We start from the raw sequence: 24,548 nt of genomic DNA on the forward strand, positions 1-24,548 counted from the left end.
CATCATTGCAAGAAACCATTTTAATTACATATGATTTATTATTGAAATATAATAACCCTCTTTACGATACATGTAAAGAGGGTTTTCTAATTTTAAACTAAACTTAAAAAGCAATATAAAGTATATCTGATTAAATATAACTAATTAGTCTTTTAGATGATAGTTAGTAAAGGAGACATATCCCCACACAGCTAGTAAGTAAGGCCACAAGAACAGGTACAGCAGTTCGTTTAAGTAAGTCTACTGACTTAATATGCGCCACGCCTGCTACCCCGACCATTACAGGACTAATAGGGCTAAGGAATAAGCCTAGGCTTGCACCGTTTTGCATACCAAGCATAGTAGTAATCGGATCAAGGCCTAGATGAGCTACGATATTAGGTACTAGTGGAACCAAAGTAAATAATGGCGCTACATTGCTACCTGTCACCATGCTAAGGCCTAACATACCACCCCCTAGCACAGAGGTAAGTCCTATGGAGTTAAGAGATAATGTTTGAAGTGCCCCAACCAAGGATTCAATAAGACCTAAACTTACTAGTCCTTGTGCAAAGATTTGTCCCCCTATAATAAGTGTCACTGCATAAGAGAACTGGTTTCCCATACCTTCAAAGAAAATAGTTGTACTTTTAAGAACTGTACGCAGATTACGATGACGAATTAGTTCAGCAAACAAGGCAATACCAAAGGCAAGCATCATAGCAAGGGTAACATTCATCTTCACACCAGGAAAGCCATATTGACTAAAACCCAAAATAAAACACAATGGTAATAATGGGAATATCATATACGGCTTAGGACCTATTGGCGCCTCTGGAATACTTTCACAAGCATCTATAGCCTTAGGTTCCTCCACTCGATCACGATATTTCTGCCAGAAAAAGTGCGCTATAGCCGTCACAATGGCGACTAAGAAATAAAGACGCAACTGATAGCCTACAAAATAGTTTGGCACGGGCATATTCAAGGTCTTTGCAATGAGTAAGGTAGATACTGCACCAGGTCCTACGTCCATAAGATGCCCCGTTGCAATAACCGCTGCAGCCCCCACTGGGCTCACCCCAAGGCGAAGCAATACGGGATACATAGTAACCATCATAAGAAGTGCAAGACTCAACGGATTAGGTACACAAATAGACAGTCCCATATTAAGAAGAAACATTAGGGCCAATACAATATATGGGCGATTTAGACGATATAAAGGACGTATAAATGTATGTGCCAATCTCGTCCCTGCCCCAATATGCTCCATATATTTTGCATAACCAGCACAGGTCATAATCATGAGGCCTAAATTTACTATATTCTCGGACGTAGTAATTCGCACAATATCCATGGCATCAAATACCAAGACACCTGTAGATTGAGACTCAACGAGTATAGCATCAATCCAATTTGCTTCATAAGCAATAAACATCATGAGAATTCCCATACCAATTAAAACTGGCTGTGGTTGATAGCGCTTCATTAACAATATACCTGTAATAGCAATAATGGTGATACATATAACTATATTCATAAATAAGCACCTCTCAACTAGAGAATATATATTAGACCTATATAAGATGTATACTACACTTGTATTAAACCCATGTTATACCTATATTATACCTATATCATGCACAAAAGATAAATAAAGATACAATGAAAAAGCACCATTACCCTTAAGATAACAGTGCTTTTAAGAAGGAAATATCTAATTGATTTTATTATTAAACATACAAATATCTAATCTATTAGACGGATCAGTACGTAGGTTATTACTTATATAATTAAATAGTTTTATTTATGCTCTTTCAACCATGCAATGGCATATTCAGCATATACGGCAGATGCCGCAGATAGTACAGTATCATCCATATTAAATCGATTATTATGATGATCGTAGGTAGCCTCGATCTCAGGGTTTTGAATACCAATAAAGGCAAAGCATCCTGGTTTATCTTGTAAATACCATGCAAAATCTTCTCCTGGCATTACTTTACGCATTTTAGATAATTTATCTTTACCTAATGTATCAATAACGACACGTTCCGCCAATTCGCTGGATGCAGGATCATTAATAGTAGGCGGTACTTTTTTTACATATTCTAATGTAGCAGTTGCTCCATAAGCTTCAGCAGTATGCTCTACTACGCGTCGTATGGATTCAACATAGTACTCTTCTTGGTCTGGGTCAAAGAATCGAATGGTCCCCCCCATTTTAGCTTCACCAGGAATAACATTCCATTCAGATCCAGAGTGAATGTTACCAATAGTGAGTACAAGAGAATCTAAGGCACTCACATTACGAGACACTACAGTTTGCAAGTTCATGACGATAGCACTAGCTACTACAATGGCATCAATCGCTTGATGTGGCTGTGCACCATGGCCTTGTTTACCTTTTACATTAATAGTAATCTGGCTACTTGCAGCCATACGAGGGCCTTCCTCTACAGATATGAGTCCTGCTGGTAAGTCGATCCATACATGGCCACCAAAAATAGCCTCCACCTTATCGTACCAGTCCCCAAATTTGATGAAATCTGGTGCACCCGCTCCTGTCTCCTCAGCAGGTTGAAAGGCTAAATATACGTCGCCTTCGATGCGGTCTTTCATAGACATTAACATTTTGGCAGCACCAAGTAAAATCGCCATATGACCATCGTGACCACAGGCGTGCATTTTGCCTTCCGTTTCTGATTTATAGTCCACTGTATTATGTTCGTGAACAGGTAGTGCATCGATATCAGCACGCAATGCGATAGCCTTACCAGGTTTATCACCGTGGATGATACCAATCAAACCGATGCCACGCTCTGTATCTACGTGAACCTCTACGCCCATAGATTCTAATTCTTTAGCCAAAGTCTTTGTTGTTTCAAATTCTTCATTACTGAGCTCTGGATGTTTATGGAAATATCTACGCCAATCTTGTACGTAGCCTTTATATTGTTCAATTAAATCGCGACTATGCATGATATCGCCTCCTTATAAAAGCCCTTAATTAAGGGGAATAACAAGGTAAAAGTAAAAGAAAACGACAGGCATCGCCATGTCGTTTTCTTAATTTCTTATCGGTTGCGCAACACTGCTTGTACCGCTAAAGATACAACAGCGGTTGCAACTGCCACAGCTGCAGTAATCTTTGCTGTAGTGAAAAGTTCTTCTTTTGTAGGTTTTGCTTTTGTAGCAATATCTAATGTTTTTGCTACTGCAGGAACCAATACTTCGTTACGTAAGGATTCTGTATTCATATTTACGCCTCCAATATAGACTATTTCTTTTAGATTAACACGAATGAGAATTAAAGTCTATATATTCATCGTTTTATTTCAATAGTTATGTTATTACGTAATGATTTTAATTAAATTTTATAAAAGTTATTCAAACAATTATTTTGCCGCTAACTCTTCAATAGCTTCAGCTACAATAGTAATCGCTTTTTCCAATTGATCTTGAGGAATATTAAGAGCTGGCAAAAGACGTACCTTATTTTTCGCAGACAAACATACAACGCCTTTTTCAAGACATTTCGGAATGACTGCTTTTGGATCTACTGTAGTTTCAATACCAAGCATAAGCCCCATACCGCTCACACCAAGTATACCAGGTTTACCAGCTAATGTAGCTTTTACATACTCTCCTTTTGCTTTTACAGAATCAAGGAATTCTGGAGTCATACGACTAATAATGGTATTACCTGCAGCTGCACAGATTGGATTGCCACCAAAGGTTGTAGCATGAGCACCAGCATTTAACACATATTGCATCTTTTCATTGAATAATGTAGCCCCCATAGGAAGGCCACCTGCTAAACCTTTTGCAGTAGATACTACATCTGGCTCAATGCCAAATTGTTGGTATGCATATAGACTACCGGTACGGCCATTACCAGTTTGTACTTCATCAATTAACACAAGTTGATCGTGTTCATGAGCATATTTTGTTACTGCTTGTACGAACTCTTTATCCAAAGGCATAACCCCACCTTCACCTTGAATAGGTTCCATCATAATAGCACATACGGCAGGATTGGAAAGAGCTTGTAAGGCCGCATCAATATCATTGGCTGGTGTATGAATAAAGCCTTCTGTAAATGGGAAGAAATGTTGATGGAATACATCTTGGCCTGTAGCAGACAAGGTAGTAATAGTACGACCATGGAAGCTATTAACCAAGGTGACGATGACATGACGACCTTCACCGTATTTGTCATGGCTATATTTACGAGCTGCTTTGATGGCACATTCATTAGACTCTGCACCAGAGTTAGAGAAGAATACCTTCTTCATACCTGTTTTAGCGCACAATTGTTTTGCCAATTCAATTTGTGGCAAAGAATAGTATAAATTAGAAATATGATTTAATGCATGAGCCTGTTTAGTAACAGCTTCAGTCCAAGCATCGTCATCGACACCAAAAGCTGTTACGCCGATACCAGATCCAAGATCGATGTATTCTTTACCATTTACATCCCATAAAAGAGAACCTTTACCCTTTTCAAAACATACATTGAACCGGCCATACGTATTGGCTATATATTCTTTATCTTGTTGTTCAAAATCGATTGTATTACTCATTATATCCTCCAAACGTACGGCCTAGCCGTCGTCTATCTATATGAAAGGTAACAATGGTAATAGATGATTACCATCATTATATCTACTATATTACTTTACAAACATTGTGCCAAGACCTTCATTGGTCAATAGTTCGATAAGGATAGCATGTGGAATCTCACCATTTATGATAAATACCTTTTGCGCCCCAGCTTCAATGGCCTCTAAACAGCAATCTACTTTAGGAATCATGCCTCCCGCAATTATTCCATCAGCTTTTAATTGCTCTGCCTCTGCCATTGTAATTTTTGAAATTAAAGACTCTGGATCATGCACGTCTTTTAATACACCATCAATGTTAGTCATAGCCACCATTGTTTCCGCCTTGAGAGCACCGGCAATTTTTGCGGCTACCGTATCAGCATTGATATTATATGTCTTACCATCAGCCCCCATACCAATGGAAGAAATGACAGGAATATAACCTCTACTGATAACATCATCGATAATACTTGTATCGATAGTATCTATGGAGCCTACGTACCCAAGCTCATCATTTTGTTTATGAACTTGAATCATATTACCATCTACACCACAAAGACCTATTGCTTTACCGCCAAGATCAGTAAGGTCTGCCACGAGACCTTTATTAACCTTACCAGCTAATACCATTTGTACTACATCCATTGTCGACTCATCGGTTACACGTAAGCCATTTGCAAAATGCGATTCAATTTGCATAGCATCCAATGTACTATTAATAGCTGGACCACCGCCATGGACAAGGACTACTTTAACCCCTACTAACTGAAGTAATAGCAAATCCTTCATAACAGATTTTTTTAATTCTTCATCAATCATCGCATTGCCGCCATATTTAACGACAACATATTGATCTGTATATTGTTTAATATATGGAACGGCCGCAGTTAAGATATGCGCCCGCATTGCATTTGTTACGTCCTTCATAGTTTCCTCTCTAACCTAGTGCTAGGCCTGTATCCTCAGGCAAACCTAAAGCAATGTTCATACATTGAACGGCAGCACCAGATGCACCTTTGCCTAAATTATCAAAAATAGCATGAACCATAATGCGTTCATCGTTGCCAGTCACATAGATTTTCATGCTATCTGTGTTACTCAATTGATTGGCATTTAACATGCCTGTATTACTGTTCTCGGTAAATGGTACGACAGTAATGATCGGACTATCTTTATAAAAGTTTTCCAATGCCTGTTGCACTGTATCAATACTTATTGGCTTTTGACATAAACGACTATGAATACCTACCGTTACTTCCATGCCAGAATAATAATCGTCAACGATAGGAATAAAAATAGGTGCTTCACTAAGGCCACATACATGTTGTACCTCAGGCAAGTGCTTATGTTGTTGACTAAGGCCATATTGACGCGGTGCATAGAGGAAATAATCCTTTGGTTCACTTTCATATTGGCCAATCATCTTTTTACCACCACCGCTATAGCCTGTTAAGGATGTGATAGTGAATGGATAATCTGCTGGTACAAGACCTGCTTTTACAAGAGGTGCTATACAAGCAATCATACCACTTGCATGGCAACCAGGATTGGCAATATGTTTTTCTCTAGCGATGGCTGTTTTATAATCTGCACCTAGTTCTGGGAAACCATAGGCCCAATCATCAGCTGTTCTAAACGCTGTCGATGTATCAATTACTTTACAAGGTAATTCACCGATAGCGTCCATAATTTCTTTAGAGGCCGCATCAGGCAAACAGAGAAATACAATATCTGCCTCTTTAGCTACCTCTTTTATAGCCTCTACATTTTTACGATCCGCATCAGCTGTGGCCAATAGCTCTATATCTTTTCTATCGGATAACCGTTCATGAATTCTTAAACCTGTTGTACCTTCATGACCGACAATAAATACTTTATAGGGTACCATAATAAACCTCAATTCTCACCTATTGGTGACTCACACCTATTTATACAATTCTCAGGTATTACTTTCAGTGATTATAAACAGGAAACAAACTATACGATTCATCACCTTCTAGGGAGATGAAATTATTTCAAAGGATAGTCACTAAATGTAGCAACCATAACAGCCTTAATTGTATGGAGACGATTTTCTGCTTCTTGGAAGGCTAAGGAGTTTGGACCTTCAAATACCTCTTCCGTTACCTCAATACCATTCATGCCGAACCGTTCAAAGATATCTTTACCTACTTGTGTTTCTGTATTGTGGAATGCTGGCAAGCAGTGACAGAATTTGGTATTTGGATTACCAGTTAATGCCATCATTTCAGCGTTAACTTGGAATGGTTTAAACGTATTAATACGTTCTTCCCACATATCGTATGTATCACCCATAGTTACCCATACACCTGTATAGATTACATCTAAACCTTTAACACCTTCAGCTACGTTATCTGTACATGTAATGGTAGCACCTGTTTCTTTTGCAACTTTCAAACATTCTTCATAGAATGGACCGGCTGGCCAGTATTGTTTAGGACCGATAAGTCTAAAGTCCATACCCATTTTAGCGGCCCCACTCATCAAGGCATTACACATATTAGATTGACCGTGACCTACATAAGCATAGGAGATTTCATTCAATGGTTTGTCGATATTTTCTTGAAGTGTCAAAAAATTCGCTAATGTTTGTGTTGGGTGGTCCATGTCGGTAAGACCATTCCAAACAGGTACGCCAGAATAATCAGCTAGTGTATCTACATCGGCTTGGTCAAAACCTCTGAACTCAATAGCATCATACATAGAACCAAGAACACGAGCTGTATCTTTCAAAGATTCTTTTTTATTCATTTGAGAACCTGTAGGTCCAAGATATGTAGTATGAGCCCCTTGGTCCGCAGCGCCTACTTCAAAGGCACAACGTGTCCGTGTAGAATCTTTTTCAAAGATAAGAACAAAGTTTTTACCTTCTAATGTTTTGATTTCTTTGCCTGCTTTTTTATCGGCTTTTAATTTTGCAGCTAAGTCCAAGAAATATTTAATTTCTTCTGGTGTATATTGAAGCATTGTTTTAAATGATATATGTTGTAAACTTTTCATAATAACCTCTTATTCCAAACTACTTTTTATCTTGCAAAAATTCGGCAGCGATGGCAGCCATCATTGTTATACCTGGTTCTAGGATGCTTTCATCAATGGTGAAAGCCTCATTATGTAAAGCTGGATTACCTTCAAATCCTGTACCTAACCAAAGGAAGGCCCCTTTAAATTTATGAAGATATGCGGAAAAGTCCTCTGCAGCCATAGATGGAAACTCAGGATGTACCACCGCTTGTTTGCCAAGATATTTTTCTACAATGGATGTAGCATAATCGATGGCATCTGAATCATTAATAGTCGCTCCATGACCGCGTTTATAATCTAAAGTACTTACTGTTTTAAACATCATGTCGATAGCTTGTAAGCTTTCACCAAGACGTCGTTCAATATAATCACGTTTTTCAGGTGCATAGGTACGACATGTACCTTCAAGATGTACATCGCCACAGCCTACATTATATCGGTCGCCACCATTAATCACACCAATGGTACATACGAGGTTTTCCATTGGATTAGTTTCGCGAGCCACTATGGATTCCACATTAACAATCCAATTTGCAGCAGCTACAATGGCATCGATTCCATTATGAGGCTCAGCACCATGGGTCGATTTTCCTTTAATATGCACGAAAAAGTGATCCGATGCGGCCATCAAATTACCTTTTTTAAGTCCCACAGTACCAACTGGAAGTTGTGGCCATACATGAAGTCCATAAATTTCATCTACATCATCGAGAATCCCACTATCTACAATGCCTTGTGCACCAGGGAATAACGCTTCCTCTTCGGAAGGTTGAAACACAAGCTTTACAGTGCCATGCAGTTGATTTTTTATGGATTGTAGGATAGCCGCTGCACCTAGCAAGATTGCAATATGACTATCATGACCACAAGCATGCATAACGCCCTCATTTTGAGATGTAAATGGCAACCCTGTTGTTTCATGGATTGGCAATGCATCTATATCGGCACGCAATGCTATGACTGGTCCAGGTTGATCTCCTTCGATTTTACCGATAACGGCATAATCAGAAACATCATTTACAAAAGAAATACCTAATTCACCAAGAATCTTTTGAATGAACAAGGATGTATTTTTTTCATCCCCAGATAATTCTGGATAACTATGAATATGTCTACGCCATGCTACAACTTGTTCTTTATATTGTGCGGCATATTTCTTGATCAAAGCTTGTAATGTATTCATTACTCTATCTCCTTTATACACTGTATGTATATTTTATACATTATTAGCGTATTTTTATAACCTATGTACGTATTATAATACTATCACTCGTTTTATTCAAGTTTTATACAAATTTTCTGTATTTTTATTTGTTATAGTATAAATTAATTTTTATCATAGTCCTTAAAACTGTAATTTACATGAACTTAATTTATCATATAAAATATCTAATAAATATATAATTATCATTTATATGTTTACCTATTTAATCTATAAATCAGAGAAAACTATTTGTATAAACACACAAAAAAGACACCTTCCAAGGAAGGTGTCTTTTGCTTATATATTCTTATATTCTTGTGCTTCTATTTCTCTATAACCGACTCATCTAGCTGTGTACCGTCTGGTAAGAAAGCTTTTACTATTAATTTATTCGGTGTAACAGTCATCGTCATATAGTTATTCTTATCTCGATCTGGTGCCACATATACATCTAAAGGATGTTCTTTCCACTTAGGGCGACGAGCATCTCCGGCAATACCAGTCAGGATATATAATGGTCCTGAAGCATCTCGATCAAAGTTACGTACATGCCCTCTATTACGATAAGAATGTAAATGAGCTGACAACACTAAATCTACATTAAACTCATCAAAGATAGGCATAAACAATACACCCTCTTCGTTGAATCCTATATCACGACTTGCACCTGGTCGGTCAAAGGCATATTGGAATGGATCCCGATGCATAAGAACGACAGTCCACTTTTTAGTATTATTAGTTAAATCTTGGCGTAACCATTGAACCTGTACGTCATATAAATCAGGATGATGTACATCATGATTGTCGTCATGATTGCTTTCATAAAGTTGCGTATCTAACACAACGTAATGAACATCACCATAATCATAGGAATAATAATGACGGTCAAAGGTTGTATTTCCATTGGATGGTACATCAAAGTAATTTAGGTAAGCCTTAGGCTCGCGCATTTTCCAATCTAATGTATACATTTCATGGTTACCCATCATAGGTGCTAACGGTACACGAGTACTCAATGGTTGTATAGAGTTGAGCCACGTACGCCATTGATAAGCTTGTTCCCCATTATCTACAAGATCGCCCATACCAATATATAGTGCAGCCTTAGGAGTACGATGTGCTGAGTCTTTTACAATCTCTTCCCATTGAGAATAATCCCCCGACTGAGAGTCTGGATAGATGAGCACATCATATACACTGGCACCAGCCGTTTCCAGGGAGTACCAATCACTACGGCGATCACTACCATAACCAACGCGATATTCATATTTAGTATTAGGCGTCAAACCTGTTACTGTAGCTTCATGAATATAAGTGGTACTGTCATCATCGGTAAAAGCTTTATCAGTAGCATTTATGGTTTGTATAGTATCAGCCCCATCTTGGCGATATTCTATAACCGCATCAGGTTCACTACTATCAGACTGCCACATAATGGTACGGCTTGTGCTATTATCTTGAGCTACAATTTGTCGAATATAACGACTTTCAGAATCGATAAGAGGCTTAATCTCTTGCCCACTCACGATAGCCGCGGTCCGAGCTATACGACTATGTATAGCATCTTTATATACATAGCCACCTATGGCTAATACAACCAAAGCTCCAATAGCTATAACTGCTTTTAATGGTTTACTTTTATTCATATAGTTCTAAAATTATTTTTCGTAATATTGTTTCATTTGTGTATAGCCATTGATGATGACTTCAATTTCACCTGTTCTAGGATGGAAGATAAGACCGTGAATAGGTACGTCTTTCGGAATCAAAGGATTCATACGCAATTCGTCTACAGTGTCTTCTACATTTTCTGCAGGGTGTGTAAATCCATCTGCCCAGCGTTCCATTTCTTTACGGACCATATGAATCGCTTCTGGTGCAATACCACGAGCCAACATTTTTTCTGTTAAATTTTTTGCTGTAGTTTTTGCCATACCACATTCATGGTGACCAATGATAAAGATTTCGTTAACTCCTAGCTCATAGATACATACAAGTAAGCTACGTACAACGCCATCAAAGGGACCTGTAATACAGTTACCTGCAGTCTTTACGATTTTCGCTTCGCCACGACCGATATCCATAGAATCTTCTAAAAAGTTAACAAGGCGTGTATCCATGCATGTCACAATAGCCATCTCACGGCTTGGCATCTTACTACATTTTGTATCAATATCTACATAACCTGTATTTTGATCTTCTACATATTCTCTATTATGGGCTAAAATATCATCTAATAAACTCATAGTACCTCCTATATAAAAAGACCTTGGCATACAACCAAGGTCTCTATATCAATAATGGTCGATATAAATATTATATCATATCAAGTTATACACGCTCTAAATCACTAGCAAGATTAACGCTATTACTCTCAAAAATAGATTTATAATAGCTGTAACTACGTCTTATCTATCTGGTGTAGATAACGCTTCAATAGCAACGCTACCACCGCGCACCACTTCAATGCGGTTGACGAACATATCTTTAAACAGTGCAATCATGTCGTTATTTTTAGATACTGTTTTAACACATTGTACGAGAACAGATTTGCGGTTATAATCGACTACCAACAAGTCAAAGGTTTGAGCAATGCGGAAGATTTCTTGTTTATCTGCTTCTTTGCAGCTGTTGACCTTAATAAACAATAGTTCTTTCTTTGTAATCGGCATATCCGTAAAGTCGATAACCTTAATCACCTCTACACTGCGATTAAGCTGTTTAATGATTTGTTCGTATGTCAAATCGTCGCATGTGAGCTCAATGGTCATACGAGACATGGTATGATCTTCTGTCTCTCCTACAGTCAATGTATCAAGGTTATAATTTTTACCTGCGAAGAGGCCTGAAATTTTAGCCAATACGCCGATTTGGTTTTCTACATACGCTGAGATACAGCGTTTTTCCATATGTAATTCCATAGCCCCTCCTATTTTTTATCCTTTAATAACATATCGCTTAAAGATTTGCCAGCTGGTACCATTGGCAATACATTGAGCTCCGTTGGAATGATAAACTCAAGTAATGTAGGACCATCTTTGAAAGTATCTGCCAATTGGAACCCTTTTTCAATATCCTCTACCTTCGTGATACGCATTGCCTTTGCACCATAAGCTTCTGCTAATTTTACAAAGTCCGGTACGTATTCGAATTTATCATTATCAATCATATCACGCGTCACAATAGCACTTTCATCCATTAATAAGTTCGTACATGCATATCGTTTATCATAGAATAATTGTTGCCATTGGCGTACATTACCGAGAAAACCATTATTCAAAATAATAAGCGTTACTGGCAAGCGATAATGCATAGCTGTAGCAAATTCTTGAATATTCATTTGTACGCCACCATCACCGCAGATAGCAAATACTCGTTTATCAGGCTTGCCGATTTGAGCGCCTAAGGCAGCTGGGAAGCCATAGCCCATCGTACCAAGACCACCAGACGTCAACATTTGATGTTGTCCTTTAAGTTCAAGGAATTGTGTGGTCCATAATTGGTTTTGTCCTACATCGGTAGCAACAATAGGACGTGCATAGTGGTTATTAATATAATCAATAACAATTTGAGGTGTTAAGCCCTCTTCACCAGCTTGTGTAACAGGGCGGTCAGCCTTAAGTTGTTGTAATTGCGCAGGCCATTCACCAAGATCATGAGGTTCAATATATTCCAATAATTTTTCAATAGCTAATTTAGCATCTGCTACGATTGGAATATCGACCTTAATATTTTTAGAAATAGATGCTGCATCCACATCAATATGGATAATCTTACAATTTTGTGCAAAGGTACTTAATTTGCCTGTAATACGATCGTTAAAGCGTGTACCAATAGAAATCATTACATCACAATCAGTGAGTGCCACATTCGGTGCATAGCCACCATGAATACCAATATTGCCGAGATATAAAGGATGTCGACTATCGATAGCACCTTTACCCATCAATGTAGTTACAACAGGAATGCCTGTTTTTTCTACTAGCTTCATCATGAGATCGTTAGCACCACTAATGCTAACGCCACCACCTAATAAGAATAGTGGTCGTTTAGCCTTGCTGATAATAGAGCATGCTTTTTTTACTTGTCCTACGTGAACTGTTGTATTTGGTTTATAGCCACGAATATTAACCTCTGTAGGATACTCATCAGAGCCCATAGCCTTTTGAATATTTTTAGGAACATCCACCACTACAGGACCAGGACGACCAGTACGGGCAATATAAAATGCTTCTTTCAAAATACGCCCTAGCTCTTTACGATCACGAACGGTAACAGCATATTTACAGATATTGCGCACAATACCAACCGTATCCACCTCTTGGAATGCGTCATTGCCCATGAGGCCCAAGTCTACTTGACCTGTAATACAAACAAGAGGAACACTATCAGAGTATGCTGTAGCAATGCCTGTCACAAGGTTTGTAGCACCTGGTCCAGAGGTTACCATGCACACCCCTACTTTACCTGTACTACGAGCATAACCATCTGCTGCATGAGCCAATGCTTGCTCATGACGTGGCAAAATTACTTTTACCTTATCTTGTTTATATAATTCATCCATGATATCGATGGTTGCTGCCCCAGGATAGTTGAATAGTATATCTACCTGCTCCTCTTGAAGGGCCTTCACCACATATGCTGCGCCTGAAATCATAGGTGCCTCCTTAACTATGTAAAACATGCATATCGCATTATCCATATTCTCATTCGATATATCTAAAAAATTGAATATCTTATATAGATGTGTTATACTCAGTAGTGTACCACATGTTGTGGTACATGAGTATGTAATAAATCTCAAATTATAGAAATATATATTACTTTTGTCTGGAAAGGACTGTAAAACCATGAAAGAAATCTTAGGTTTCCACTTAAACGGTTGCCCTTATTGTGCAAATGCATTCCGTGCTATCGATGAACTTGTTGCAGAAAATCCTGCATATGCGGATATTCATATCAACTGGGTTGAAGATCAAGACGCTCATGAGCTCTTCAAAACTCACCCATATGAATACTATCCAAACTTGTGGTTCGACCTCGACAAACAATATGAGGCTCAACCTGGTGAAAGCTATGACCAAACAAAAGCTTTCATTAAAGCTGTATTGGATAAAGCAATCGCATAGGATTATTACATGAAATCGTTATAAAACCATTAAGAAAGAGGCTAGCAATGCTAGCCTCTTTTTTTGTCCTTCCACTCAAGATATATATGTTTAATGACTTGAATTGGTGATACCAATAACATTCTAGGTCCACCATAGCGCATGATTTCACGGATCTTTTCGCGATACGTAGGTTCATAGCAATGAGTTTTACATACACTACAAAAAGTTTTACTCTCCATATGTGGGCAGGCATTAATTCGATGCTCTGCATATTCCCAAACATGCTCACAATCTTCACAAAGATGTCCTTTAGACGTATGGTGCTTATTATGACAATAGATGCCAATGATTTGGTACATAGTTTTTAGTTCTAACTTACGTTTTTCATCAACTGTCATACGGCTCTCCTATTTCACAGACCAAGATATCCACGCCACTTTATCAACCGTTTTATTATGAATTTCTCCATTAATGGCTAATGGTTCAATGAGATTTCTAATTTCTACTTTCATATCTTCTATATCGCCCCATGTATTATTATGAAGTCGCATAGCAAAGTAATTAACCGCTTTATCAAGGCTCATAACCTCTGTTTCAGGCACTGTTTTATAAGTCACTTTTACATTATGCCCTATTTCATGAATAACATCTAAACATGCTTTCATCTTACCATCCCAAGGGAATGAATCACGACCAAAGAAATGTTCAGATAACATATCTACCGTTTCATCGCTGCGTTCACTAAAAGCGATCCACAAGCATTTGTCCTTACTTGATTCATGCATGGCGCGAATGTTTTCTACATCAAACATGATAGGGCAAAAAATACTATATGTTAAATCAAAGGTTTTATCCCATTTTAGTTCACGGCGAGTTTCATCAGACCACGGTGCAATATACAAGCTAAGATCTAAACCTTCTGCCTCTGCTAATTGTTTAGCACCACGAATCATACCATCAGATAAATCTATACCTGTTGCTTTATGGCCTTCACGAGCCAATCCTAATGCATAGTCACATACACCACAGCCAATATCAAGGGTACAACCGTTTTTAGGGGGCAAAAGATTTTCATCCTTCAAGAAGGATAAAAACTCTGCAACCTGCGCCTTACGATCGTCCCGATTATGCATTTCTACAAAGTAATTAGATCGATTATTCCACGCATCTTGCTCATTACGCCAAGTTTCGTCGACGGTGAGTTCTTGTATTCTATTTGTCATTCTATCTCCTCTATATCACTACATCAAAACTATGCAATGATACAATTTAGTACTATATTAATCTTAATTAGATAATCTATATGTTATTCATCACGTCCTATATGCCTAGTGTTCCAGCAAGGATGTTCAGATTTTCACAAGGACATTCTTATTGTACATCATTCTCAAAACAAAATGTGTTACTCAAATCACATTTACACGTTATTTCAATACTATCAAATATAAATAACAGCCAAAAGAGGTAGAATAGTTCGTGCATGTATTTCTATTCGTTTCTTTCTTATTACTAGAGTTAATATAGCTGTTTCATATATTATTTATATTTATTATAATAAAGAAAAGGAGGCTTTGAAAGTATGGGAAAATATATGATAATCCTTATGTTTCTATTGATCGCTATTGCTGTAGTTTTTGCTATTTATAACTTATCTATAATTAGATCTATGCCTCCTGAAGAGCGTTATAAACTTCTTTACTTTAAGAATGATCAAGTCTCTATAGGCATTGGCTTAGTAAGAAGAACATTTAAATTAAGTGATATTCGTGAGGTACGTTTTTCTAAAGGAAAACAATTCCGTAGCATGGGCAGCTGGGCCGGCAGAATGCAAATTTGCAAACTAAATGGTAAAACAAGCCGTTGGATAGAATTTGACGGTACTGTCTATTACAAAAAGATGGTATATATAACTAATGAAGAAATAAGACACATAAAAAGGCTTCTCGAAATTTCGAGAAGCCTTTTATTTGGTGCGCCTAGCAGGATTCGAACCTGCGCACCCGGTTCCGGAGACCGGCGCTCTATCCCCTGAGCTATAGGCGCATGAATACCTAAAAATTATACCATATAACGCTATGGTTCGGTAGTATAAAGTATAAAGCGAGATAGTCTGTATATAGAAAAAACCTTACTATTAAGCCAATTCAGGTTCGGAATAACTATAGTTAAACTCAAGCACTATTTCTACACCATCTAATAGTAAGGTCTATATATTTATATTTTCTCTTTAATCAACTCTAATAAAGCATCACAGCTACGACTTATATCGTCATAGGTTTCGTCAAAGTTTCCCGTATACCAAGGATCCTTTACATCACGGCTTTCACCAACAAAAGACATGGCCTTATACACCTTAGAATCAAAGTCATCGCCAATAATTCGTTTTAAATTACGTCCATTATTTTCATCCATAATAACGAGGTAATCGAAGTTATGATAGTCATCAACGGTCACTTGACGAGCCTTGCGACGTGTATAAGGAATCCCCATTTCATCCAGCTTTTGCTTAGTCCCATAATGAGTATCTTTCCCTATCTCCTCACGCGATGTAGCGGCAGACTCAACATAAATAGAGTCGCTAAGTCCAGCTTTCGCAACGATATACTTCATATAAAACTCAGCCATAGTTGAACGACAAATATTACCATGACAGATGAATAAGATTTTTACCATACCATACTCCTTACATACTAATAGTCCTTATAGCATACGCTATAAGGACTATTAGTGCAATATTCAATTAAAAGTTATGTCTAACCCCTGCATCGATACGCCATGTATTATCTATAGTAGCACCAAAGTTTTTAGTGAATGTACCATATAGATATGTGCTAGGACGAACGCTCCAAGAAGCGCCGATTTCCGCATCAAGCCATGTATCCTTTAAATCTACAGTTGTTTGTACTGTTGGGTTACCTGGTGCAGAATATGTAGTATTTACCTTACCAGAGAATTCATGAGCTAGTGCTAGTTTTGCAAAGATATTAGATTTTTCTGTTTCTTTACCAATACCAATGCCAAGTCTACCTACGGCAGAATTTACAGCATCAGATTTCACATGCATGGATCCGCCGCCTGCAATAGTTGCATCATAGGATACACCATTTAAACGACCTAGAATAAATTCTACACTAGGATCGATATAGAAACCATTTTGTTTTTTAATACGTTTGCCATATTCAGCACTCAAGGATGTACCGTATGTATGGTAGTTACCATTCAAACGTTGGCCACTAATTGAGTTAAGGCTATAGTCGTTGGATAATCTATTACCACGAGCGATGATATCGATATAACGACCATCATCATGTTGCTTTGTACCATATAAGGCTATACCGCCAAGCTTACCGTCGCCACTGCCGTTGGCATAAGAGTTACTAGATGTACTGTAATCTAGGGCACCGCCGAAAATCCATCCATTGGAGGCTTTATGATCATACCCGATTTGTACGCCATTGTATGTCATATGTGCATCAGCACCATCTGTAATCTTAGATTTACCACCTATATATTTAGCCCATACTCCTTTATCTGTATTAGCTAGACGAAGATCACCTAAACGACGTTGTAAATCATTAGTATTATTTTTCCACGCCATAACTGTTGAAGTAAGGGCAGATTTTGTGCCACCTACGAGCGATGATTCACTAGCACGAACAACTTTTGTTGTATCATCTACAATAAGATGACCTTGAGAATCAAAATGATCTGCCCCTAGGTCTGCAACAGCACCAGGTGTAGTAACACCTTCATTGATTTGAACTGTTGTGCTAAGCTTCTTATCATTGCCTGTGTATTGTAATTTCTCAGCTAATGCTTGAATATCCTTTTTGTAGCTTGCATCGTCGATGGTATTACCGGAATGGTCGCCTTTCATTGTAATATGACTATTATCCGCCGCATGTTCAACAATGATTTGCCCTTTTCCAGCTTCGCTTGCTGGTACGCCAGATTTATAAATAGCATTCACATAACCACTATAGTTCTGAATTGTAATAGGACGAGCATCAATAGGATGAATATTACCTGCAGCCGTTGGACTCGTACCACCTACGAGATTGCGAACTTTACTACCTTTATATAAATAGGCTTCGTTATCCCCTGATGGACGTTCTCTTTTAGGTGTAGGACGCTCCATACCAATCCACTCATTATTCCAAGTGGCCCCATTTTGTAAATAAATATCAGCACCAGAATTATGCGGATTTTTATTACTTTCAACATATTCATTTAATACAGCACCTGTGAGGCTAGAGGTTGGTGTTGTGAAAGCTAAACCTACATTCGTCGGTTCTTCATTATGGTTTGGATCGCGACCATAATCCTTATCGATTAAGCCTACATTACCAACGGCAACTAAATCTTTAGTCCCTGGATGTTTACCATCGGAACCTGCATTAACGTATACATCCCCCTCTTCTGCTACTACAGAATAAGTATCAGATGTTTCTACCGGATGTGTAATAATTCGGCCACCACCATCAACGATAATATGACCTCGTTGATTAGCTTGTAAGCCCACACCGATAGCATCAATATCTACATTCCCTTTAACATGAATATTTGTATCCCCATAATCTCGATCTGGATTATCCTTACTAAGGCGTGGGACCTTACCACCATAGCCAGCATAGACAGCACTCATATAATAATGACCAAGCTCTCTTTTAGAAGCTGGTGCATCATTTTTTAAACGTACAATAAGATCTTTATCTACTGTTAGTTGTGAGCCAAAGCCATTGTAGATACCTGTTACATTCTTACTTTTACCAGTCTCTGTTAAACTTTTACCATGCACATTAACAATTAAAGTATCTTCAATATGCTTAACCTCAGGTTGCGTTTGTACCGATGTCCCCATGGTTAAGCCTAGCAATTCCTCTGCTTTATCGCTTGTTACAGTAATCTCTGTAGCCATTGCAGAATAGGATATACCTGTTAATACTAATGCAGTCATCACGGCTGATACATGACGTCTAATCTTCATAATGCTCTCCTTCTTATATCATGCTTATAATACACGATGCTTATAATACTCTCACTAAATCACATAAAATTTATAACACCTAAAAAGCACAAAAAGACCCCCTTAGTCCAACTAAGGAGGTCTTCTATTAACTCACACACTCGGTAAGTACTAAAATTATTAATTATTATTCTTCAGGAGAAATAAGGAAGGACAATGCACTAAAGTATTTATTTTGTTCCCCTTTATTTTGTGTAGGAAATGCAACTTCAACACCTACTACATTTAAGCCATCTGCTGTAACAGCTACAGTAGCTTTACCATTTTCATCGGCTTTAGCTTCACCAGTTAAATCATTTACTAAATCTTTGATAAGAGGTGCATTCGCATATGGTTTACCATCTTTAAACACTTGGATTTCATATGTATCACCTTTTCTTAATGTCAATGGATTAACAGAAGGTACAATTTGAATAAATGCATTTTTATCTACAAATGGTTTTGCTTGTGCATTCCAGTAATGAATATCATATTTAATAGCATGTGTACTCTTAACCGCACCAGGAACTTCAGTGATTGGTTTATGAATTGTTTTACCATCTTTAGTCTTAGTCCAGTAACCATAATCGAAATTAGTTACAGTTACACCAAGATTTGCTGGTGGAACAATAGCTACATTTTTTTCATGCTTAACAACTTGTACTGGGATTTGTTTGCCTTGTACATCATATCCAGTAATATTTTTTACCATATCTGCACTATAAGCATTATCTACAGGACCCTCACCTAATACAAGTACCTTTTCATCTGTACGATTAGCAAAGAATACACCATGAGCATCAACAGAAGAGTACACACTACCTGCCGCTAAACCTACAGCAAATAAAGAAGCTAGAATTTTCTTATTCATAAGAACCTCCATAATCAATAACTAGTTTCAACAAACTTGCTATTATTTTACATCTATATGAATATTTTGTACATACCAATACCCCTATAAGCAAGTCAATATGCAAACTAAGTATATACAAAACTTTTTATGCTAATTTTTCATAATTGATAAAATTATCATTTATTTTTCATATGCATATAATAAATAGGAATATCTTCTTTAATTACAAAAAACGACGCTCCTAACGGAGCGTCATTCACTATCTATATAGATATTATTTTTTATTTTTAGCTGCTTTTGCACGTGCGTTACGATCAAGGATTGTTTTACGCATACGAATGCTTTCAGGTGTTACTTCAACAAGTTCGTCATCATTGATCCACTCAAGAGCTTGTTCCAAGGAGAAGATACGAGGTGGAGTCAAACGAACCGCTTCATCAGAGGAGCTAGAACGCATGTTAGTAACATGTTTTTTCTTACATGGGTTAACGTCCATATCAAGTTCACGCGTGTTTTCACCGATAACTTGACCAGCGTACACATCTTGGTTAGGACCAACGAACAATGTACCACGGTCTTGAACAGAGTTCAAACCATATGGTGTAGTTTCGCCATTTTCGAATGCTACCAAGGCACCGCGTGTACGGGAAGGAATTTCACCTTTGTATGGTGCATAACCATGGAATACATGGTTCATGATACCATTACCTTTTGTAGCTGTTAAGAATTGTGCACGGAAACCGATCAAACCACGAGCAGGAATTACGAATTCCATACGAAGGTAACCAGCTAACTCAACCATGTTAGTCAATTCAGCTTTACGTTGACCAAGATTTTCCATTACAGTACCCATGAATTCTTGAGGTACGTCGATAGTCAAGGCTTCTAATGGTTCGCACAATTTGTCGTTAATAGTTTTGAAAATTACGCGAGGTTTACCTACTTGTAATTCATATCCTTCACGACGCATAGTTTCGATCAATACAGCCAAATGCAATTCGCCACGGCCAGATACTTTGAAAGCATCTGCAGAATCAGTTTCTTCTACCTTCATAGAAACGTTAGTTTCTACTTCGCGGAACAAACGATCGCGCAAGTGACGAGATGTAACGAATTCACCTTCGCGACCAGCGAATGGAGAGTTGTTTACGGAGAATACCATGGACAATGTTGGTTCGTCGATGGAGATGGATGGTAATGCTTCAGGATTTTCAGCATCTGCTACAGTTTCGCCGATATTGATATCGTCGATACCAGCGAACGCAATGATATCGCCCATTTCAGCTTCGTCAGTTTCAACACGGTTCAAGCCATTGTATGTATATACACGACCGATTTTCGCTTTACGAGTGCTTTCACCAGTCATGATAGCCACTTGTTGGTTAGGTTTCATTTTACCGCGAACGATACGGCCTACCGCAATTTTACCGATAAAGTTATCGTAATCAAGTGTAGTAACCATGAATTGAAGAGGACCTTCCAAATCACCTTGTGGTGCAGGAATTTCTTCGATCAATGTTTCAAACAATGGTTCCATATTTACAGCTTCGTCATCCCAGTTAGTTTTAGCCACACCAGCACGAGCAGATGCGTATACTACAGGGAAATCTAGTTGGTCATCATCAGCTTCAAGTTCCATGAACAATTCAAGAACTTCATCTTCAACCTCTTTAATACGTTGGTCAGGACGGTCGATTTTGTTGATAACTACGATTGGTTTCAATTTTTGTTCTAACGCTTTACGCAAAACGTATTTTGTTTGAGGCATTGGACCTTCGTAAGCATCTACGAGAAGCAATACGCCGTCAACCATGTTAAGTACACGTTCTACTTCGCCGCCGAAGTCAGCATGGCCTGGAGTATCAACGATGTTGATTTTAATGCCATCATGCATAACAGCAGTGTTTTTAGACAAAATAGTAATACCGCGTTCACGTTCCAAGTCGTTGGAGTCCATTACACGTTCTGCTACTTTTTCATTTTCACGGAACACATGGCTTTGTTTTAATAACGCGTCCACCAAAGTAGTTTTACCATGGTCAACGTGGGCGATAATCGCTACATTACGAAGATTTTCGCGAATCATAAGATCCTCCCTTTAATTCTTTTAGTATATTCTATATCACATAGCCCTTGTGAAAATAGCTATGTAGGTATATTCCCAAAATTGGCAACAGTTAATTATAACGCAGTCTATAGAAAAAAGTCAAAAACACTATAAAAAAGATTTCTTATACCTCTTGCTTCCAATAGCTTGAATTAAGTCTATCAAGATTTTGAATTAGAACAAAAGGCATAAGAAATCTTTCATTATTATTTAATTAATCTTCACCAATTAGGCGCACTTCTGGTTCTAAATGAACACCATGTTGATCATATACACGACGTTGTACTTCACCAATTAAGTCAAGTACATCCTTTGCACTAGCACTACCTGTATTGATGACAAAGCCAGCATGCTTATGAGATACTTGTGCATCACCTACAGACAAGCCCTTTAGGCCTGTTTGTTCAATTAATGTACCTGCAAAATACCCTGGTGGGCGCTTGAAAGTAGAACCTGCACTAGCAAATTCCAATGGTTGCTTAGATTCACGTTTTTCAGTAAGCTCATCCATACGTGCCTTGATGACATCCTCGTCGCCTGGTTTGAGTGTCATAACGACTTCACCAATAACCTCATGGTTATCATGGAATACGCTATGACGATAAGCGAAATCTAAATGAGATGCATCGTACTCCTTAATATTACCTTGGAAGTCTACAGCTAGTACTGAAGTAACTACATGGCTCATTTCCCCGTCATAAGCACCTGCATTCATAAATACAGCACCGCCCAAAGTTCCTGGAATGCCAATGGCAAACTCAAGACCAGATAGGCCATTTTCCCAGGCAAATTCAGAAGCATCTTTTAACATATACCCAGAACCAATGCATAACACATTATCATTACAGTCCATGATTTGAGTCATATGACGAACCGATACAACGGCGCCACGAATGCCCCCGTCTTTCACCAAAATATTGGAGCCGCAACCAATCACAGTTACAGGCACCTCTAATTCATGAATGGTACGAAGCGCAAAGCTCAACTCAGCCATTGTAGTAGGTTCAATAAATAAATCAGCAGGACCACCGATTTTAAATGTCGTATGATTACAAAGTAGCTCCTGCTCTCGTACACGTGTACTTGGTAATTCTTTTAATAAGGCCGTTTTTAACGCCTCAATGTTGTGGTTGTTGTTCGCCATGATCTAACACTTTCATCCCCTCAGTGATTGGTTCGCTAATGATTTTGTAAATATCATTAGAGATTTGGCTCCAACGCATTTGTGCTTGTAAATAAGCAGACGCTGCAGCATTTTCTTGAATTTGAGGCATCATTTCCTCTTGTTTTTTTTGTAATTCATCAGCTTCTGGTGCACCAGACAACTTTGCGTATTCCCATTGCATTTGTTGAGCCATAAATGTACGTACCAATGCTGCTGCTACGGCATCAGCCTTCAAAGCTTCTTGAGCCTCCATTAACTCTTTGTACTCTTCGGATTCACGCATAGCGTGAGCTAAATCATGAGCTTTATCGTAGTTCATAATATCCTCCTCTAACAACACCTGTTAAGACACTACCGTTCATATAGATTAGGTAGGTTTTATAACACATATATTTACTATATCACTTTATGGTGAAAGTATTTTATTTAGGTTGAATCCAATTGCCTTCGGCTTTAAGATCTGGATAATCAAGTTGACGCATAGCTTCATACGCGATGATAGCTACCGCATTAGATAAGTTTAAAGAACGCGCTTCATCTACCATTGGTATGCGAATGCATGTTTCTTCAACACCTTCTAATAAGCTTTCAGGCAAGCCTCTTGATTCAGGTCCAAATACGAGCATATCCCCAATTTCATACTTTACCTCGGAGTGGGTATGCTTTGCCTTTGTAGTAGCATAAAAATATCTGCGATCAGGATATTTCGCATACAACTCTTGAATATTTTCATGTACCTGTACATCTACCAAATGCCAATAATCGAGACCAGCCCGTTTTACGTGCTTATCGTCGATAGAAAAGCCAAGTGGTTTTATAAGATGTAGAGTCATGTGATTAGCGGCGCATAAACGCGCTATATTTCCAGTATTGCCAGGAATTTCTGGCTCATAAAGTACTATTTCCATTTTTGTTCCCCTATTCTTTATATCTATATTATTCTACAAAGGAACGCACAAAATGTCCACTTTTACCACCTTCTTTTTCTACGAGGTATGTAGGGCCCATAATCATGCCTTTATCAATGGCCTTACACATATCGTATACGGTGAGTAGGCCTACTTGAACTGCTGTAAGAGCCTCCATTTCAACGCCCGTTTTTCCAGTAGTTTTAACGATAGCACGCACCTTAACCGCCTTGTTATGATTTTCATCGGTGCAAGCGAGGCTTTCACCATCTACTAAAGAGCAGTGAACTTCAACCTTTGTGAGCGCTAATGGATGACAAAGAGGAATGAGATTACTCGTTTGCTTAGCCCCCATAATAGCTGCTAATTGAGCTACACTAAGGACATCCCCCTTTTTCATTGTCCCTGCAGTAATGCGATCATAAATAGCATCATTAATGGCTATAAAACCTTCAGCAACAGCCGTACGAGATGTAATATCCTTATCGGATACATCTACCATCCACGCATTACCTTCTTGATCAAAATGTGTTAAATCCATACTATATCCTTACTAATTCTGCA

At 38.2% G+C, this 24,548-nt stretch carries 23 protein-coding genes, 1 tRNA gene and 1 pseudogene; 2 read left to right on the plus strand and 23 right to left on the minus strand.

Annotated elements, in window-relative coordinates; translation table 11 throughout:
- Positions 1 to 163 precede the first annotated feature (163 nt).
- The 12 genes from dcuC to ilvB form a co-directional block, all read right to left on the minus strand.
- Positions 164 to 1,519: a C4-dicarboxylate transporter DcuC gene (gene dcuC / locus RWP19_RS02945; protein ID WP_314356406.1), complete on the minus strand. Its 1,356-nt coding sequence runs from the start codon at positions 1,517 to 1,519 to the stop codon at positions 164 to 166.
- Between the two features lie 263 nt (positions 1,520 to 1,782).
- The gene (locus RWP19_RS02950) at positions 1,783 to 2,961 is read right to left on the minus strand and encodes an amidohydrolase (RefSeq protein ID WP_314356407.1); all 1,179 of its coding nucleotides are present in this window, start codon (positions 2,959 to 2,961) and stop codon (positions 1,783 to 1,785) included.
- Positions 2,962 to 3,056: 95 nt separating this feature from the next.
- The gene (locus RWP19_RS02955) at positions 3,057 to 3,239 is read right to left on the minus strand and encodes a hypothetical protein (RefSeq protein ID WP_005385822.1); all 183 of its coding nucleotides are present in this window, start codon (positions 3,237 to 3,239) and stop codon (positions 3,057 to 3,059) included.
- A gap of 138 nt (positions 3,240 to 3,377) precedes the next feature.
- On the minus strand, positions 3,378 to 4,565 hold the full coding sequence (locus tag RWP19_RS02960) for an aspartate aminotransferase family protein (RefSeq protein ID WP_314356408.1): 1,188 nt from the start codon (positions 4,563 to 4,565) through the stop codon (positions 3,378 to 3,380).
- A 90-nt stretch (positions 4,566 to 4,655) separates the two neighbouring features.
- Complete coding sequence (gene argB, locus RWP19_RS02965) at positions 4,656 to 5,513, minus strand: acetylglutamate kinase (protein WP_314356409.1); 858 nt, start codon at positions 5,511 to 5,513, stop codon at positions 4,656 to 4,658.
- 10 nt (positions 5,514 to 5,523) lie between these two features.
- Positions 5,524 to 6,474, minus strand: a complete 951-nt coding sequence (gene argC / locus RWP19_RS02970) for an N-acetyl-gamma-glutamyl-phosphate reductase (RefSeq protein ID WP_314356410.1) — start codon at positions 6,472 to 6,474, stop codon at positions 5,524 to 5,526.
- A gap of 122 nt (positions 6,475 to 6,596) precedes the next feature.
- Positions 6,597 to 7,607, minus strand: coding sequence for an ornithine carbamoyltransferase (gene argF, locus RWP19_RS02975; protein WP_314356411.1), 1,011 nt, complete (start codon positions 7,605 to 7,607; stop codon positions 6,597 to 6,599).
- 19 nt (positions 7,608 to 7,626) lie between these two features.
- Positions 7,627 to 8,814, minus strand: coding sequence for a M20 family metallopeptidase (locus RWP19_RS02980; protein ID WP_314356412.1), 1,188 nt, complete (start codon positions 8,812 to 8,814; stop codon positions 7,627 to 7,629).
- Between the two features lie 344 nt (positions 8,815 to 9,158).
- On the minus strand, positions 9,159 to 10,481 hold the full coding sequence (locus RWP19_RS02985) for a metallophosphoesterase family protein (RefSeq protein WP_314356413.1): 1,323 nt from the start codon (positions 10,479 to 10,481) through the stop codon (positions 9,159 to 9,161).
- Positions 10,482 to 10,493: 12 nt separating this feature from the next.
- Positions 10,494 to 11,081, minus strand: a complete 588-nt coding sequence (locus RWP19_RS02990; protein WP_314356414.1) for a carbonic anhydrase — start codon at positions 11,079 to 11,081, stop codon at positions 10,494 to 10,496.
- A gap of 162 nt (positions 11,082 to 11,243) precedes the next feature.
- Positions 11,244 to 11,756, minus strand: a complete 513-nt coding sequence (ilvN, locus tag RWP19_RS02995; protein WP_156719064.1) for an acetolactate synthase small subunit — start codon at positions 11,754 to 11,756, stop codon at positions 11,244 to 11,246.
- Between the two features lie 8 nt (positions 11,757 to 11,764).
- A complete protein-coding gene (ilvB, locus tag RWP19_RS03000; protein WP_314356415.1) occupies positions 11,765 to 13,492 on the minus strand; it encodes a biosynthetic-type acetolactate synthase large subunit in 1,728 nt (575 codons plus the stop codon).
- A gap of 193 nt (positions 13,493 to 13,685) precedes the next feature.
- Here ilvB and RWP19_RS03005 point away from each other — a divergent pair, with 193 nt between their 5' ends.
- Positions 13,686 to 13,964, plus strand: a complete 279-nt coding sequence (locus RWP19_RS03005; protein WP_295207835.1) for a glutaredoxin — start codon at positions 13,686 to 13,688, stop codon at positions 13,962 to 13,964.
- Positions 13,965 to 14,014: 50 nt separating this feature from the next.
- Here RWP19_RS03005 and RWP19_RS03010 read toward each other — a convergent pair whose 3' ends face one another.
- Together RWP19_RS03010 and RWP19_RS03015 are read right to left on the minus strand one after the other, a co-directional pair.
- Positions 14,015 to 14,344: a nitrous oxide-stimulated promoter family protein gene (locus tag RWP19_RS03010; RefSeq protein WP_314356416.1), complete on the minus strand. Its 330-nt coding sequence runs from the start codon at positions 14,342 to 14,344 to the stop codon at positions 14,015 to 14,017.
- 9 nt (positions 14,345 to 14,353) lie between these two features.
- Entirely contained in the window at positions 14,354 to 15,169 is an 816-nt protein-coding gene (locus tag RWP19_RS03015) for a class I SAM-dependent methyltransferase (RefSeq protein WP_295207841.1), read from the minus strand.
- 356 nt (positions 15,170 to 15,525) lie between these two features.
- On the opposite strand from RWP19_RS03015, the pseudogene RWP19_RS03020 reads away from it, so the two are divergent.
- Positions 15,526 to 15,870, plus strand: a pseudogene (locus RWP19_RS03020) (hypothetical protein); the annotation flags it as partial.
- A gap of 44 nt (positions 15,871 to 15,914) precedes the next feature.
- On the opposite strand, the gene RWP19_RS03025 reads toward RWP19_RS03020, so the two are convergent.
- The 9 genes from RWP19_RS03025 to moaC form a co-directional block, all read right to left on the minus strand.
- Positions 15,915 to 15,989, minus strand: a tRNA-Arg gene (locus RWP19_RS03025).
- A 171-nt stretch (positions 15,990 to 16,160) separates the two neighbouring features.
- Entirely contained in the window at positions 16,161 to 16,619 is a 459-nt protein-coding gene (locus RWP19_RS03030; RefSeq protein WP_314356417.1) for a low molecular weight protein-tyrosine-phosphatase, read from the minus strand.
- A 67-nt stretch (positions 16,620 to 16,686) separates the two neighbouring features.
- On the minus strand, positions 16,687 to 18,933 hold the full coding sequence (locus RWP19_RS03035; RefSeq protein WP_314356418.1) for an autotransporter outer membrane beta-barrel domain-containing protein: 2,247 nt from the start codon (positions 18,931 to 18,933) through the stop codon (positions 16,687 to 16,689).
- 166 nt (positions 18,934 to 19,099) lie between these two features.
- Positions 19,100 to 19,822, minus strand: a complete 723-nt coding sequence (locus RWP19_RS03040; protein ID WP_295257412.1) for a DUF4198 domain-containing protein — start codon at positions 19,820 to 19,822, stop codon at positions 19,100 to 19,102.
- Between the two features lie 256 nt (positions 19,823 to 20,078).
- Positions 20,079 to 21,890 (minus strand): translational GTPase TypA, encoded by a 1,812-nt coding sequence (gene typA / locus RWP19_RS03045; RefSeq protein WP_314356419.1) that lies wholly within the window; start codon positions 21,888 to 21,890, stop codon positions 20,079 to 20,081.
- A gap of 235 nt (positions 21,891 to 22,125) precedes the next feature.
- Complete coding sequence (gene murB / locus RWP19_RS03050) at positions 22,126 to 23,055, minus strand: UDP-N-acetylmuramate dehydrogenase (RefSeq protein ID WP_295208276.1); 930 nt, start codon at positions 23,053 to 23,055, stop codon at positions 22,126 to 22,128.
- Positions 23,030 to 23,395 carry a YlbF family regulator gene (locus RWP19_RS03055; RefSeq protein ID WP_295208279.1) on the minus strand — a complete coding sequence of 122 codons (366 nt, stop codon included), beginning with the start codon at positions 23,393 to 23,395 and terminating at the stop codon, positions 23,030 to 23,032. The genes murB and RWP19_RS03055 overlap by 26 nt, the downstream gene beginning before the upstream one ends.
- Positions 23,396 to 23,498: 103 nt before the next feature.
- Positions 23,499 to 23,984 carry a tRNA (uridine(34)/cytosine(34)/5-carboxymethylaminomethyluridine(34)-2'-O)-methyltransferase TrmL gene (gene trmL, locus RWP19_RS03060; protein ID WP_005385766.1) on the minus strand — a complete coding sequence of 162 codons (486 nt, stop codon included), beginning with the start codon at positions 23,982 to 23,984 and terminating at the stop codon, positions 23,499 to 23,501.
- Positions 23,985 to 24,012: 28 nt separating this feature from the next.
- A complete protein-coding gene (gene moaC, locus RWP19_RS03065; RefSeq protein WP_295289008.1) occupies positions 24,013 to 24,525 on the minus strand; it encodes a cyclic pyranopterin monophosphate synthase MoaC in 513 nt (170 codons plus the stop codon).
- Between the last annotated feature and the right edge of the window lie 23 nt (positions 24,526 to 24,548).

Source organism: uncultured Veillonella sp. (assembly GCF_963522475.1).
Taxonomy (GTDB): Bacteria; Bacillota; Negativicutes; order Veillonellales; family Veillonellaceae; genus Veillonella.